Genomic DNA, 16,827 nt, shown 5'->3' on the forward strand with positions numbered 1-16,827 from the left:
GTTTCACAAATTAATTAAAAGGTAGTGTTTTCTATGTTAAGCAGTAAATTAAGAGAATACTATGAAAACTCTCCATGGAAAGATTCCGTATTCAGTTGGTATCCCTTTGAAGACGGAGTTACCTATGAAATGGTCATGGACCCAAAGGATTTATCAGTTGAGGCTTTGGCAGCTTATAAACAAAAGCTGGGAGCTCATGGACGCTTGCTTTTGGTATACGAGAATCCGTTTGCCTTGCGGTATTGGGCAGGAAAGCGGGCAACAAACACAGGTTTACCTTACGATACATTGTTTGGGCGAGGGGAACATCCGCTCCCGAGTAAGGCAGAGCTACAAACTCGTTTGAAACTTGCTGGTTTTGAGGGTCAAAAGTGGTATTACCCATTAACAGATCATTATTTCACACGAGAGGTATACTCAGAAAATTACCTTCCAGATGAATTTTTGAATCAACGATTTATTCCGTATTTAAGTGATGACACGTACTTGCAGTTTGACGAACGCTCGCTATACCGTGAAGTCATTCGTGGTGGAGCATTTGAGTTTATGTGCGGAGCATATTTCGTTGAGGCACGAGTTTGTACGGATGACCTGCCTTGCACGGTCGATTATGCAGCGATTACGATTTATCGTGAACCTGCTAAACGATTTGCGACAACGGTTTGCAATGACGGAACAGTCAGAAAGTCAGCCCTTCACCCCGCGGGAAAAGCGGCTTTGCTCAGGACACTGTGTAATCATGAAGAACTGATGCAACTCGGCGTAAATATAATTCAAATGAAGATAGACGGAGAGTCATTAGTCATGCCGCGTCTCAACTTGCCTACCTTATGGGATTATTGGGCAAATAAACTGTCCAATGGGATTTTTGAAGTGGATGAGATGTTGTCCCAGTTTGATAGAATTCAAGAAGCTATTATGAAATCTGCTCAGAACGGAAAATGCTTTTGGGAGCTCATTCCCGCCAATTGTTTTTATGATCAAAAAAATGATGAGCTTATCTTTATAGATCAGGAATACTACTGGGAAAATGTCTCACCTAATGTTGCCCTTACAAGAGCAATATGGTCGCTTCTCTACTCTCCAGCGTTCAGCGCAGACGCTCGCACAAACTTATGGCTTGAAATGTTAAAAGAACGTTATGGGCTTACAGATCAGTTTGAACAATTATCCAAGCAAGCCGATTTCCAAACACGCGTAGAAGTATTTGGTGATATAACGCTTCCTCTTGAGATGGCTACAGAGCAGACCTCATTAAGTATTGTCAAGCGATCTCAAATTACACACCGATACTATAAGTTCCTGCCTGTTGTTGAAGTGTTAGAAGGTATGGGAAAGAAATCACCTGCTATATATGGATTTGGCACACGTGGGATGACATTAAAGCGAATCTTTGATGATAGAGGCGTTGTGGTGCAAACGATTTTAGATGAAAACCTCTATAATATTGAGAATATTCAGAGCAATAAGGCTCTCGGAAATTGTGACATTTTAATTGTCAGTCTTTACGCAGGAGAGTCAATTAAAAAGGACCTGCAAGAGAAAACAAATATACCTGTATATACCTTGGGAGAATTAATCGGTGAACAAATTAAATGATTTACAAATTGTCGAGCTTGATATTCTTAAAGAGTTCGCAAGGGTGGCCAAAAAAGAAGGATTAATTTGGTTTTCTATGTTTGGCACACTTCTTGGTGCGGTACGTCATAAAGGCTTTATTCCGTGGGATGATGATGTTGATATCGCCCTGCCACGTCAAGAGTATGACCGTCTAAGATTGTCAAAGCATTGGTTTGATGAGCCTTATTTCCTCCAAACACCTCATAATGATCCTGGAGCGGCTCCTCATTTTATACGTCTAAGAAGAAGCGATACGGCTGTTCTTGCGAACTTTCCCAACGGGAACACTCGTGGCGGGCATATGGGCGCTTATATAGATATCCTTCCGCTGGATGACATGCCAGACGGTGAGACTGCCAAGCGGATGCAGGATACCGTTATAAAAATGCAATACCAAATGTATGCTTCGGCGGGCCTTGATGAGTGTGAGGGGAATGAAATACCCGAAGAAAAAGAAGAGTTTTGTTTCAGTCATGGAGGGATTTCTAGACAATACGACGTTCTTGCGGAGCGATATGAGCGTTTTTGCTCCAAGTTTTCTAATCAGCTATATTACGCAATGCCTGTTCTTAGAGGAGAATATGGGAAGAGGGTCTATGATAAGCTATGGTTCTCTGAAAGTATTGAAATGGAGTTTGAAGGGATAAAGATCCCTGTCCCTGTAGGTTATAAGGAAACACTTATCGCGTCATATCCTGGAGGGCTGTACGAGCCAGATCAGAAGAACCGCATATCTAAGCTTAGGAAGTCTAGTCTCATTGATATGAGTCGTTCTTACAAGGATTATGTTTGTCGTTATACGGATATGCTGCATGGCATTGAAAATAAGAATGTGTATATTTTCGGCGCAGGTGACAGCCTTCGCATTTGGATGGAGCGTTACAGTAAAGGAGTCAATGTTGTTTGTGCATTTGATAATAGAAAGGATGCATGGGGGAGTTTTGCCCATGGCATCCCGGTACGTTCCCCTTCTGAATTACCTGCGCTAATGGAGGAGAATTCAAGGCTTATTATTGCAAGTATTTATCATCAAGAGATAGCCAAACAGCTTGAGGAAATGCAAGTGCAGGAATACTACTTTTTCATAGACGGTTTAAAATATACGAGGTGCTTAAATGATGCAGAGTAAAGTGAGTATGGTTGTCCCCTGTTACAATAAAGTAAATGACATCGGAACAATGTTAGAGAGTGTAATGGCTCAAGTATGGGACAATATCGAGCTCATTCTCGTTAATGACGGCTCTACAGATGGTACTCGTGAGGTTATCAGTGAATACGAGTCCAGACTTCAAGCCAGAGGGTATCAGGTTGTTATTGTGGATCAAATGAATGCAGGCTGTTGTGCAGCTGTATATGCTGGCCTTTTGAAAGTGACGGGAGATTATTTCTGTCTTGTAGACTGCGATGATTGTCTGGAACCGGAATACGTTTCCGTGATGGCAGGTTGGTTAGACGAGCATGAAGATTATGATTGGGCTGCATGCTCATACCGGCCATATTTCGTGAGAGAGGGTAAAGTAGAACCCGGGCAAATTACAAGTGCAGCCGCGATGTCCGATAATAAACAATTGTTAGAAAGACATATTCTACGAAAGATTATCACAACTTCTTGGGTATACATGTCGAGAGTAAGTTATCTGAAAAGATGCAGACTTGTAGAAAATTTTTGCGTTGAACGGAGAAAAACATACGAGCCTCTCTTTGCTGTACCTCTTATGCTGGGTGGAGGAAAGCTGAAGAGCTTTGATGCACCGTTGTATAGATTTAATCGTTTTGCTAGCGATATGTATTCCTTTGATTCCTACGAGAAGGTGGACAAGTATTACACAGACTACTCTTATCTGTATAAATGGTCTATTGAGCGCGCGGATATAAGCCAAGATGAGAAAAATAGATTACTAGCTTTAGTTAGACTAGGTAAAGTAAAAGACTGTTTATATCATTTGAATGATATGGATTTAGGAGTTCAGGCTGTAAGTGACCGAGATCAATATATTGATGGAATTGCGGATAGTACCACTTCATTGATTGATGAGCTATTTGATCCAAAGCCGCATTTGGCTCCTGATATTTTCAAATCAAAGGCATATATGAAGCTTATGGATGTTCTTGATCAACTAATATTGGAACCCGATAAATTCAGTTTCATTGAGTCTACAAGCAATTCCAGAATCATTGCATATGGAGCGCTTGGAAAGGTCGCATCTGCCATCTTACCTTTACTCACAGGGACTAAGATTGAGCCTAATTTATATTGGGATATGAGTGCTGATTCGAGCAGTACTCATAGAGGCAACGTGGTGACCCAGCCTAAGTTTAATGAACTTCAACGTGAAGATATAATTATCATTTTCCCAGGAGCACCTGAAATTCTTCAATATGTACAAGAGAGAAGTCAAGGCGTACAAATCATTGACTCTACACTTGTTAAAGCGTTTATTCGTCGCAATACATTTTCCGAGATTGCTTCAGATTGTGTACTGATCTATTCCGAGAATACCGAGAGGAAGTTCTGATATGACCTTTGAAACGAAGCTGAAAAATCTTCTAGATACTCCCATTGATTCTCTTGTTGCTCCTCAATTAATCAATATGGTGAAGGACGCAGTATCAAGCGGGAAGCAAATCGCATTATATGGAGCCGGAGAGTGGGGAATCAATTGGCTTAACTATTTTCGTGAGAGTGGAGTGAACGTTGATTTTTTTGTTGATGCAGGAATAGGCGGAGCGAATGTAATGCGTGAGGAACTACCGGTGTTTAATCCGCAAGGTAGTGTGAAATCTAATGTATTGCTGCTGATTACACCTGCAGTACTGAATCACAATATGGAAGTACAAAATAAATTCCTGGATGAGATGGTTCAGATCGGTTTCAATGCTTCAGACATTTATTTCATCCCTTTTAATGTTACTCGAGCGCTGGAATTTAGCAAGGAGTGCAAAACGAATAGTTCAAGGTGTATCGAGGTGATGTCACTACTGCAAGATAATCTTTCTAAGAGCAACTACTATGATTTTATTGAGAGTGTATTGAAGCTCAAGGCATTATCTGTTCCGTGGTTCGATGAGAGATGGCAATACCTCGCATCCGAATTGTTCGAGCTTACAGCGGACGATTATGTTATTGATTGTGGCGCATATACAGGTGACACGGTCATCCAATTTTCCAGTATGTATCCGAAGTTACGTGGAATTACAGCGTTCGAGCCAGCTCCCGAAACGTTTGAAATATTGAGAGATTCAATAAAGAAAGTTAACATACCGGTAAAAGCTTTAAATAAAGCTGTAGGAGATACTTGTGGCTCGACATTCTTTTATTTGTCAGATGACCCTTTGGGGCATCGAATTACAGATAACGTTAGCGAGGTCACCATTGAAGTAACTACCTTAGACAGTGAACTAACAGATATTGTTCCAACGTACATCAAGATGGATGTAGAAGGATATGAACTTGCAGCTTTACGTGGTGCACAAGAAACTATTAAGAAGCACAGGCCGATACTGGCGGTTTGTTTGTATCACAAAGGTGAGGACTTGTACGAAATCCCATTATATTTACAAAATCAACTTACAGACTATCACTTTTTCATTAGGAAATATTCAAAACATCCGTATGAATTGGTTCTCTATGCCGTTCCTTCGGAACGTTTACTAAAATAATAACTTTTCTTTGTGGGGAGCAAAACATATGGAAAGCTTTTATATAAAAGGGGAAACACTGAACGACTTTTCGTCAGTTAAAAACAAGAAACTCGTTCTTTTTCCTGCCGGGCAGTATACTAGACTATTTTTGCAATACGAGAAGCTGGATAATATCTTCTGTATCTGTGATAACTCTGGTGAAGCACAAGGTAAAATGATACATGATATTCCCGTTGTATCTCCTCTGGCACTTTGTGAAGAAGAGGATGAATTCTGTATCATTGTCACGGTACCTTCTTTAACGAATGAGCTATCAAAGCAACTAAAGGAACTTCAGCTTTTGGATCGTTGTGAGCTTATCGTCTGCAATTGGGGGTCTTTTACAGCTAAAAAGCTTTATGATCCTTTTACATTTGAAAATAAGCAAAAGAATCATACCAAAACGTTGTTGGTACTTGCCGGATACAAAGAAAAGCTGTGGGATATTGTGTTCAAACGTATTAAGTGTTTTGTACCGAATGATATAGATGTGTGCATAATGTCTTCGGGTAAATATGTTCCTGAGCTGAGTGAAATATGTGAGAAAAATAATTGGTCTTATCTATCAACAAAAACGAACAATCTATCATTAATACAAAATATCGCTATCAAACTTCATCCAAATGCCGATTATATATATAAGCTGGATGAGGACATGTTTATAAGTGAAGGTTTTTTTGAAGGATTACTTAACACTCATATTGACGCTGAGCGTAACTCTCGGTACCGAGTGGGTCTAGTAGCTCCTTTGATTCCTGTAAATGTACATGGACATATTCGTTTTATGGAGAAAATGGGCTGCCTTAATGAGTACGAGGAAAGATTCGGAAGAGCGTACTATGATTTTAATACTCATTTTGGCGGGAAAGTTGAAGAAACTGTTTTTCTATGGGAACAAACCCTTCCCTTAGACAAGACAGCTAAGAAATTCAGAGATATGCCTTATTCTTACTCAGTGTGCCCTCATCGTTTCTCCATTGGAGCAATATTGTTTAAACGTAAGATATGGGAAGAAATGGGCGGATTTAGAGTGATGGATGGAACGGGTTTAGGAAGCGATGAATTTGATCTGGCTGTATTTTTCTTGAGTCTGACTCATTTTTATTCATTTGTTATAGCTGAGAATGTATTGGCAGGCCATTATAGTTACGGCAAGTTGAGTAACCCAGCATTAATGGATCAATTCTATGATGAACACAAACAACAGTTTGATATTTTGGAGGAATAAACATGTTAGCCACCGATACCAGCAAACACTGGAATGTGGGATATGTCTCTGGAGCATTTGATATGTTCCATATCGGGCATCTCAATTTAATACGTCAATCAAAGGAACGGTGTGACAGGTTAATTGTTGGTGTTCTCACAGATGAGTTAATTATGAAACGTAAAAATAAATGGCCTACGATTGCACTTAAAGAACGCATGGAGATTGTAGGTGCTCTCCAATATGTAGACCAAGTTGATGTGACTACAGAACCATTGATCTATAAATTCAACGCTTTAGAAAAGTATGGGTTTGATGTGATGTTCAGTGGCGATGACCACGTCGCAGACGGATGGGGACATGATGAGTCAGAACTGAAAGAAGTGGGAGTGGACTTAGTTTTTTTTCCTTATACACAGAACATTTCTACTAGTCGTTTACAAGCTCTTACTTTGCCTCCTAAAGCTGAACATGCTGATAAACCTGCTAGAATTGATGATGGAATTCACTATTTATTTCCTTTTGATAAAGTCAATAAAAAAGAGAGAATTATTATTTATGGGATTGGTCAAGTGGGCGTTCAATATGCCCGTCAGCTCAACCATTTGCAATTTTGTGAGATTGTTGCATTTGCTGATACTTATGCCAAAACGGGTAGTTTTTTTGAAGGAAAACGTTGCCTGACTCCTGAGGAAATATGTTCTTTCGATATGGAATATGATCGGATCGTAATTGCTTCTACAACGTACCACTCACAAATTTTAATGCGTTTACGTTCATTAGGAATACAACCGGGGAGAATCATATGAAAAAAGTGATCACGTATGGAACGTTTGATTTATTTCATGAAGGTCATCGTAGGCTGCTTGAGCGTGCCAAAGCTTTAGGGGATTATCTTATTGTAGGAGTTACGACAGAGCAATATGACATTCAACGCGGGAAGATGAATGTGGTTGATTCTCTCATGCGTCGTATAGACAATGTACGAAGTTGCGGCTATGCGGATGAGATCATTGTGGAGGATCATGAGAGCCAGAAGATCGGAGATGTTCAAAAATTTAATGTTGATATTTTTGTTGTAGGCTCCGATTGGCGTGGAACTTTCGATTATTTAAATGAATACTGTGACGTGGTTTACCTCGAAAGAACAAAAGATGTTTCAAGTACTGAACTTCGGATCGAACGTAATAGAAGTATTAGACTTGGCATTGTTGGAAGCGGGCGTATAGCGGAGAGAACATTGTCTGAAGTGAAATTCGTGAGTGGAATCACTGCATCCTCCGTTTACAACCCTCGTCTGAGTAGCGCGAAAGCATTTGCGGAACGATTTGAACTGGCTACAGCATTTGATCAATATGACATGTTTCTTAATGAGGTTGATAGTGTTTATATTGCTTCACCTCACGAAACCCATTATGAGTATGCGCGTCAGGCTTTGCTTGCAGGAAAGCACGTCCTTTGTGAAAAACCAATGGTGTTGAGGGAAAATGAAGCCCGTGAACTGTACGATTTGGCACAACAGACCGGACTTGTATTAATGGAAGCGATCAAGACCGCGTACGCTCCAAGTTTTCTGAATCTTCTGGCTATCGCCAAGAGTGGACGCATTGGTAAGATTTATGATGTGGAAGCAACATTCACCAAACTTGTGCCTAGTGAGCCTGGGGCTAGAGAATATCTTCCGACGGTGGGAGGCAGTTTTACTGAGCTTGCCAGCTATAATCTATTACCTATTCTTAAATTGTTAGGAACCAAATTCAATGATCTGAGATTTGACTTTTTCAAAGACAGTAACGGTGTAGATATTTATACAAAAGCTTACTTCCGTTTTGATGACGCCATGGCTACCGTGAAAACCGGCATAGGTGTTAAAAGTGAGGGACAATTACTCGTTTCTGGTACCAAAGGATATATTCAAGTGAAATCACCTTGGTGGCTAACCAAAACATTCGAAGTATGTTATGAGAACCTGGAGAATAACGAAAGTTTCTCCGCACCGTTCCCTGGATTTGGAATGCGCTTTGAGCTTGCTGATTTTGTTCGCAATATCAATGAACTCGCAAGACGGAACTATAAATTGACGCCTGAAGAATCAATAACGATGGCCAGTATTATGGAACGGTTTTTGCAGGAGAGAAAGGGAGAATCTTGAGACATTGTATGATGTAGATGTGAAAGGAAGGTGATTTTATGCAAGGTAAAGTAAGCATGGTTATGCCATGTTATAACAAAGTGAAGTATATAGGTCAAATGTTTGATTCCATTCTCGTGCAGGAATGGAATAACATTGAATTGATCCTTGTGAATGATGGCTCTACCGATGGTACTCGAGATGTGATCAGCCAGTATGAGCCTATGTTCCGAGAGCGGGGCTATGAGGTTATTATAGAGGATCAAATCAACGCCGGAGTATGTGCTGCTGCCAAAGCAGGTCTTGCTCTGGCTACTGGTGATTATATATGTATGGTCGATAGTGACGATGAGCTAGATCCTAAATATGTATCTGTTATGGCTGGTTTTCTTGATGAGCATGACCAATATGACTACTGTATTTGTGACGCGGTTCTTTACACGGGGACAGGTACAGATAAAGAGTTCAAACGACTTCAGTTTAGTAATCTGAATGCGGAGGAACCTCTATATACCGAGCGATATCTGTTAGCCGATATCCGTTCAGAAGTATGGGTTTATTTAGTGAGAGCTGAATACTTAAAAAAATGCAATATTATTGAAAACTATTTTACAGATACCAAGGGTTCACATGAGCCAGGTTTTATCATCCCGCTCACATTGTATCCTGGGAGGTATAAATATTTTCCTATGTCTTTATACCATTTTAATGTAGGAGATATCGGACATTCTCATCATGTGAGATTCGATCAGGCTCAGAGGTTTTATGATGAATATCACAGGCTGAGTCAAATTGCATTAGATCAGATACCAGAAAGTATCGCTAATTATGATAAGAAAAGGAAGATTACTGATATCTCATTATTATCAAAGCATATCAACTTGTATCGACATGCGAGAGGAATGCAGGATGGTCACTCATTTTTAGAAGAAGCTATCGATCAACTGGTCGAAACGATAAATAAAGTGTGTAAAGTTACCAAGCCATTAACTAATGAGTCGATCATTGGAAAAGAAGAATCATTTATTCTTGCAGTAAAAAATAAAATTCTCAATGTTCCTTATAATGATATTCCCGTTTTATTAAACAAGCGAATTATTGGATACGGAGCCTTAGGTAAGGCAGCAAAAACACTACTCCCGTTATTAGAACAATCTCCGTTGAAGCCAACTGAACTCTGGGACATCACTGGTGATGGGGTTACGGTTAAAAAGCCTGATTTTAGTAGTCTTTCAGAAAATGATGTAGTTCTAGTATTCCCTCTATCTGAGCAAGTCTTGGAGGATGTTAAACAAAGCTCGCCATGTGATGTATATAGTGCATCGGAAGTTCAGTATTACGTTTCACATTTTATTAAAGAAAACTACTTGAGCTAAGGTTGTGACTTATGAATACAGATAATACAAAAATTAAAATGCTGGTAGTGTATTCATCGTTTATAACTTGTGGTGGTGTGGAAAGGTTTCTGTTAAACTTCTGTGAGTTATTCCCTTCGGATCAGTACCAACTGGATCTTTTGCTTTTTGATGATGATCAAGACCATGCAAAAATGTTTGACATGATTCCAGAGCATGTGAATGTACTCCCATTCTTGAGACAATACTCTAGATGGTCACCTGAGCTTATGGAGGAACTGAACTCTTCAGGTTTAAGTGAGTGTGTCAAAATAAAAAACTTTATCCACGAACGCAATATGGATCCAGAATTCAAAAAGAAATCTCCTGGCTCTCGTTTTGAAGATAATTGGAATTTGCTGCAAACGATATGTCCGGAATATCTTGGTTATGATATCGCTGTAGCATTTACAAATACGCTTCCTTTGAAAATAGTAGCTGAAAAGGTTTCAGCTAAGAAGAAATTTGTATTCATGCATTTAGATATCAAAGCAGGGATTGAATTTAAAAAGAATGATGACTCCATATACCGCTATGAAGAAAAGTACTATAACATAATGGACGGAATTGTTTGTATTGCAAAACAAAATGCAGATTCTTTCGTTTCCTATTTTCCTGAATTAGCTAATCGCGTACAGGTTTTAATTAATATTAATAATAAGGATCTTATACTTCAACAGGCAGAGGAATTTTATCCAGCAGAATATCAACAAGGTAGCAATAATTTATTAACGATTGCAAGGATTCATCCGCAAAAGGGGATTGAATTGCTTATTGAAACTGCTTCAAAATTAAAAAATGCTGATATCAGCTTTCGCTGGTTTGTTCTTGGAAGTTACCATGTAAAAGCATATACTGAGCAATGTCAGAGTCTAATCAATAAGATGCATCTTCAAGACCATGTTTTTTTGGTTGGTGAGAAATCTAATCCTTTCCCATATTACAAAAACTGTACTTTGTATGTACAAACCTCTGTTTTCGAAGGTCGTCCTCTGTCCATAGAAGAGGCCATGAGTATGAATTGTCCAATCGTGACGACAAATTTCTCTTCCGCCAGTGAACAAATAGAGCATAATGTTAACGGTAAAATATGTGGTCATAATGCTGAAGAATTAGGTGAAACCATAGCTGAATTACTTCAGAATAATAAGGAGCGAATAAGGATTTCTCAAGGCAATATAAACTATGACGGAACTGAGGGTATAAAAAAATATTTGGAAATATTCAAGTGTAACTAAGTAAGGAAAGGTTCTTTTGATGATTATGGTCTACTTATGACACTCCATATGTCATTACGGAATATATGACAAAACTTGCAGCTAGAGGATTTGAATTAATCACTATTTAGTAGGGAGATAAAGGATTACCTGCTGCTGTTAATGAGGTTATAAAGTAAATAACTGGTGAGTTTGTATTTCAAGTTGACGCATTGAAGAACTTGAACCCGAGTATATATCTCAACCATGGCGGGGTGGCTATCTTTAAACCAGGATTACGACTGGGACGCTTGTGATTTTTGGTATGTTTATAATGATCGCAGTGTATACCACAGTTATTTTAAGGTGAACGATCATGAAAGAAGATTATCCAAAATAATTGATAGCTTTCTTCTGGGTAGAATCATAGATATGGTGTGGGTATATATGGTGCGCAGTAGCTATTTGATAAAAAGCGGTGTTATCGATAAGTATTACCATGAAATCAATCGAACTTAAGAACCACAATATGTATTACCTTTAGCCGCAAATAAGGGGAAGATTAAGCATCTTTCGCTTCCGCTTTACCGTTATAAACAAAATGATACACAAATGTCAATTCGGAAGACATTTGATGATTGTGAAAAATATTATGAGCAGTATTATTTAATTGTTAATAGTACAATAGAGTGGCTAGGTAAGATGTATTCGAATAATATGAAACTTCTCATTTTGGCTAAATTAGGGCGTTTGACAAGAAGTTTGAGCTTAATGGAACGGTTTCATCAGTCGACATCCTTGGAATACCACTTAGGTTGTGAGGAATTAAATTACTTCGTTATGAGGTGTTAATCCTACTCCTCAGATCCATGTAGAACAGATATCAAATTTAAAGCTATTTTTTAAGGCTATTGTGAATAATATTTTTGATAATAAGCCCCAACATATTAACCAAATTTCAGGGCCAATCGTTGCTTGGAGTGCCCTAGGAAAAAATGGGCGTTTAATTCTTATATATTTAAGCAATACATCACTAGAACCACACGAACTATGGGATATCAATGGAGATGGGAGGCTCATTAAAGTACCAGATCCTAAAAGTTTGAATGTAAATGACACGATTTTGCTTCTTCCATCTAATCATGAGATAGTTTATCAACTTACGAAAGATATTAGAAAAATTGTCTGTATCATCATTACTTATGATGAACTGCTAACTCACATAGCCTAAAGCACTTTCCCTCAGTTTATGATAATTGCACTGAGTTATTGCTGAAAGGAGAAAACTTATGCAACCTAGAGTAAGCATGGTCATTTCATGCTATAACAAAGTGAAGTATATCTCTGACATGCTTGATTCCGTCGTGAACCAGAAGTGGGATAACATTGAGGTAATCCTAATTAATGATGGCAGTTCTGATGGAACTAGAGATGTGATTAGTCGATATACGGCAAAATTAACATTCCGAGGTTATGAAGTTATTATTTTTGATCAAGAGAATCAGGGAGTGGCAGCAGCGGTTAAGAATGGTTTGAAACTGGTGACAGGTGAGTTCGTCTGTATACCTGATTGTGACGATTTGTTACATGAGGAATACGTTTCATCGATGGTTAATGCACTGGATCAATTTCCTGATGTGAATTGCGTGGTTTGTGATGAGGTAAGAAATCGTTGGGATATTGGTTATGCTCCAGCAGTACACATCTCATCATACACTATAGTATCCAATGAAAACCAGAAATTATTGGCAAGATATATTATGAGGAAAATTTCAACCTCTGTTGCAGTACTCATGTTTCGAAGTGTATTGATTCGTAAATTAGACTTAATTAAAAATTTCATTACCAATCTAAGCCAGACACAAGAGGATCAGATATGGATTCCAATCCTATCCTCAGAAAAGTCCATCATTCATCTACACAAACCCTTATACTCGTATATTTTGCGAGCCAATTCCATCGTAACCTCACAAATCGACATTGAACAGATTAGTCAATATGCGGAAACAAGAAGATTGTTGTCCCAGAATACTTTAGAAAACTGTTTAGACTCTTTTCAAAAATTGGAGTTTTATTTATTTTTGTTGACAGTATGTAAACACTCTTTTGTTATAAGACGGATAAGCCGTAATCAACAGTTAGAAAGCTATAAACAAAATTATGTTCATAAATTTGTAGAGGCTATAAATGAAGCTCACTTCTTACCTTGTAAATTAAATGAGTATGTTGATGAAAAAGTAGGATTTTCTGTGGCTTTTAATGCGGTTAGTAATTATCTGACACAGTATTCTCCTGAGAAAAAGGATACCTTATCTACTGTTCGTGGGACAAAAGGTCGTTTGATTGCTTATGGCGCAGGTTTCGTAGCTAAGTATACATTAGAGGATTTTGTGAAGTGTAATGTAGTACCTAATGAAATATGGGATATTAAAGCCCAACAGGGTGATCATCTCTTTGAAATTCCACTTATGCGACCAGACTTTGATTCACTTCAGAGGGATGATACCGTTATCATATTTTTGTATGGGAATCAGAATGTGGAATATGAGTTGCGTAAAACGAATGCAAATGTATTTTATTTTCAGGATGTGCTCAATGATTTAAGTGCTGAGTGCTTCGTAGAATTAGTTGTGAAACAATAGATAAATAAGAAAGAACATTCAAAATACAATTCTAGAGAGTGTGATGATATGAAGTTCGTCCTTTTTGGCGCGGGATTGCTGGGTAAGTCATACTATTCGTTGTTAAAAGATAAATACAATATCGCTTACTTTGCGGATAACCATCCTGAGAAACACGGAACAACATTTTCGGAACTAACGATTATTAGTCCAGAACAAATATCTAAGATGAATGTATCTGTCATTATAACAAGTAGTTATCATCTTGAAATAGCTGAGCAACTATATGCAATGGGGATTAAAGAGTTCTACATTCCTAGCAAATATGGGACGGCTGAGTTGACCCGTATAGATTTGAGCAAATATGGGTTCATACAAGAGATTCCTAATAAAATATGTGTTGTGGGACACCATAATGCTGGTGCTGTTTCAAAAGCATTAGTATATAGTAACCCATACGATGATATTAACGTTGTGCTTTTGAAAGACTCAGAGAAGAACCAAGAATACTATTATCACTATCTATCAAGTAGTTTAATTATTACACAATATAGTGAGCAGTGTGGTAATAAGAAGTCCATAGAATTGTGGCATGGATTCACGATCAAAGCACTTTACTTTATGAGTCAGGAAAAAAATGAGAGGAGCCTTGCTAGTAGTAAACATGATATTTTCAAAAAGAAAACGGCAGTGTGTTCGATGTCACACTTGTATAGTGTTTTTATGAGTTCCTGTTTACATCTGGATTTTAATAAATTTAATATAACTGGTTATCCTCGTAACGATATGATCTTCAAATCCGATGGCAAAAAAATGCTGGAACAACTGATAGGGCCTGTAAAACAGCGTAAAATCTTATTCTATGTGCCGACCTACAGAGAGTCGCTATATACTAAAAATGGTGACAGTGCGGCTTTTATTAATGACATGCTTGGGTATGATGAGACAATATTCAATGATTTCCTGGATGAAAATGATATTCTCTTTTTATATAAACAACATGCTGTACAGCTTAATCGAAAAATGTTCAAAGATTCAAAGAATATTATCGAGATCACAGATGATATGCTGCATACCAGTGATGTTGACCTATATGAAATCTTAAACTCTGTGGATGTACTGATTTCAGATTATTCATCTATCATTATCGATTTTCTGCTCACTGATAAACCAATTATACTTACTCCGTTGGACCTTGATCAGTACAGTAAAACAAGGGGCTTAATGCTAGAGCCATATGATGCCTGGATGCCGGGAGAAATAGTTCTTGATTATAATCAGCTTCAGCAAGCTATTATTGAATCACTCTACGGTGAGGATAAGTTTAAGAAAGATAGAGAACGTTTAAAACGTATAACTCATAAATATGCTGATGGAAACTCCTCGGAACGAGTACTTGCCCTCGCACGAAACTTGTTAGAACTGGATGGACAAGAGTCGAAAGTATTGGAGGATTAAGTTTAGATGAAAAAAATAAAGGTACTCCAACTACCAATAGTTAATCAACGTGGTGGAATAACACATTATGCGATGAGAAACTGGGATTTTATTAATAAAGATAAATTTCAATTTGATTTTGTAACATTTAGTAAATTCCTTGATTTTGAAGATGAATTGACGACAGAAGGGTGCAAAATTCATTATGTTTCTTGTTATGCTGAGCAAGATCGAGAGCAATTCATCTCAGAAATAAGAGCTATTTTATCTGAGGGTTACGATGCTATTCATTTGCATACCGGTTATTGGAAAAGTTTTTTGGTTGAAGAGATTGCTATTGAATTAGGCATACCGATCATCATTGTACATGCGCATAACATCATGGTTGGCGTAAAAGATCCAGAGTTAAGAGAAAAGGCAATAGAAATGCATGAGGAGCAAAAAAAACTATTTATGCCGCATCATGCTACGCATTTCTTGGCTTGTTCTCAATTGGCTGCGGATTGGCTGTATGGTTCCCAAATCCCAAAGGAGCAAATCCGCATCCTTAAAAATGCCATTGATATAGACAAATATGCTTATAATCCAGGGATACGTGAGGAATATAGAGAGAAGTTTGGGCTTAAAGACTCTTTTGTTATTGGCCATGTTGGAAGATTTGTCTATCAAAAAAACCATGAATTTTTATTAAATATTTTTGTTAAAATTAGCGAGTTGATTCCAAATGTAAAACTGATGCTCATTGGAGACGGTGAGGATTTTAATTCCATCAAAGAAGCCGTATCCACACATGGATTGGATAATCGTGTGTTGTTACTTGGACAGCAGCCAGATATCGAAGTAGCCAGACTGATGCAAGCTATGGATATTTTCTGTAATCCTTCTAGATTTGGCGGGCTAGATCTTACCTTAGTTGAAGCACAAACTTCAGGTTTAAAATGCCTGGTTACTGCCGATATTATGCCTGAGTCAAAAATAACAGCAAATCTGGAATTTCTACCTTTAGATATTGACATTTGGCATGACGCTATCATTGAATTATCTAAAGGTTATGATCGGAAGGATTGTAAAGATATTGTGGCGAATGCTGGCTATTCACTCACAAATCAAATTCATGAGCTCGAAAAAATTTACTCTGGCCAAGCTGAAATTTGAAAATAGAATGTACGTGCACGTTTTCGATTGGAGTTAAACAGAAATAATAGAGTCGGGGAGAATTAATCGAAACAAGAATTAAGAAATATTGAGTTTGATTTACTAATTACAGCTAGATGTATACAGAGAAAAAAGATATAGCAAATCGTTTCGTAGAGCTCCCTTACAGAAATAAGGTTTGTTTTGTTCCATTTGAAGTTTCTGAAGAATCTTTATTGTCCATACACTACAAAAATGTTGACGAGCTAAAAGAGGTTCCTTTCTGGGAAGTTGTAAATGGAATAGCAACAGGGGGGATTACAAGTTTTATGATATATTAGATTTACTAATGGGAATAAAAAACGATAAAAGAATATAATTATTCTTTAAGTTGCAAGAAACGAAG

General features: G+C 37.9%; 12 protein-coding genes. All 12 read left to right on the forward strand.

The features are described 5' to 3' along the window. Positions 1–33 precede the first annotated feature (33 nt). Positions 34–1,599: a hypothetical protein gene (locus tag M3629_RS23350; RefSeq protein WP_251510730.1), complete on the forward strand. Its 1,566-nt coding sequence runs from the start codon at positions 34–36 to the stop codon at positions 1,597–1,599. Next, positions 1,583–2,749 (forward strand): LicD family protein, encoded by a 1,167-nt coding sequence (locus M3629_RS23355; protein ID WP_251510732.1) that lies wholly within the window; start codon positions 1,583–1,585, stop codon positions 2,747–2,749. Before M3629_RS23350 ends, M3629_RS23355 begins: the two co-directional genes overlap by 17 nt. Continuing rightward, a complete protein-coding gene (locus tag M3629_RS23360; protein ID WP_251510734.1) occupies positions 2,736–4,136 on the forward strand; it encodes a glycosyltransferase family 2 protein in 1,401 nt (466 codons plus the stop codon). The genes M3629_RS23355 and M3629_RS23360 overlap by 14 nt, the downstream gene beginning before the upstream one ends. A 1-nt stretch (position 4,137) precedes the next feature. Further along, positions 4,138–5,280, forward strand: coding sequence for an FkbM family methyltransferase (locus M3629_RS23365; RefSeq protein WP_251510736.1), 1,143 nt, complete (start codon positions 4,138–4,140; stop codon positions 5,278–5,280). A gap of 28 nt (positions 5,281–5,308) precedes the next feature. Next, positions 5,309–6,529 carry a hypothetical protein gene (locus tag M3629_RS23370; RefSeq protein WP_251510738.1) on the forward strand — a complete coding sequence of 407 codons (1,221 nt, stop codon included), beginning with the start codon at positions 5,309–5,311 and terminating at the stop codon, positions 6,527–6,529. Between the two features lie 2 nt (positions 6,530–6,531). Next, the gene (locus tag M3629_RS23375; protein WP_251510740.1) at positions 6,532–7,317 is read left to right on the forward strand and encodes an adenylyltransferase/cytidyltransferase family protein; all 786 of its coding nucleotides are present in this window, start codon (positions 6,532–6,534) and stop codon (positions 7,315–7,317) included. Next, positions 7,314–8,660, forward strand: coding sequence for a Gfo/Idh/MocA family oxidoreductase (locus tag M3629_RS23380; RefSeq protein ID WP_251510742.1), 1,347 nt, complete (start codon positions 7,314–7,316; stop codon positions 8,658–8,660). The genes M3629_RS23375 and M3629_RS23380 overlap by 4 nt, the downstream gene beginning before the upstream one ends. Positions 8,661–8,698: 38 nt before the next feature. Beyond that, entirely contained in the window at positions 8,699–10,015 is a 1,317-nt protein-coding gene (locus M3629_RS23385; protein WP_251510744.1) for a glycosyltransferase family 2 protein, read from the forward strand. 11 nt (positions 10,016–10,026) lie between these two features. After that, positions 10,027–11,271 (forward strand): glycosyltransferase, encoded by a 1,245-nt coding sequence (locus tag M3629_RS23390; RefSeq protein WP_251510746.1) that lies wholly within the window; start codon positions 10,027–10,029, stop codon positions 11,269–11,271. Between the two features lie 1,247 nt (positions 11,272–12,518). Continuing rightward, entirely contained in the window at positions 12,519–13,871 is a 1,353-nt protein-coding gene (locus M3629_RS23395) for a glycosyltransferase family 2 protein (RefSeq protein WP_251510748.1), read from the forward strand. Between the two features lie 48 nt (positions 13,872–13,919). Next, entirely contained in the window at positions 13,920–15,308 is a 1,389-nt protein-coding gene (locus tag M3629_RS23400) for a CDP-glycerol glycerophosphotransferase family protein (protein ID WP_251510750.1), read from the forward strand. A 6-nt stretch (positions 15,309–15,314) separates the two neighbouring features. Further along, on the forward strand, positions 15,315–16,442 hold the full coding sequence (locus M3629_RS23405; protein ID WP_251510752.1) for a glycosyltransferase: 1,128 nt from the start codon (positions 15,315–15,317) through the stop codon (positions 16,440–16,442). The last annotated feature ends 385 nt before the right edge of the window (positions 16,443–16,827 follow it).

It is taken from the genome of Paenibacillus polysaccharolyticus (assembly GCF_023714295.1).
Taxonomy (GTDB): domain Bacteria; phylum Bacillota; class Bacilli; order Paenibacillales; family Paenibacillaceae; genus Paenibacillus; species Paenibacillus polysaccharolyticus_A.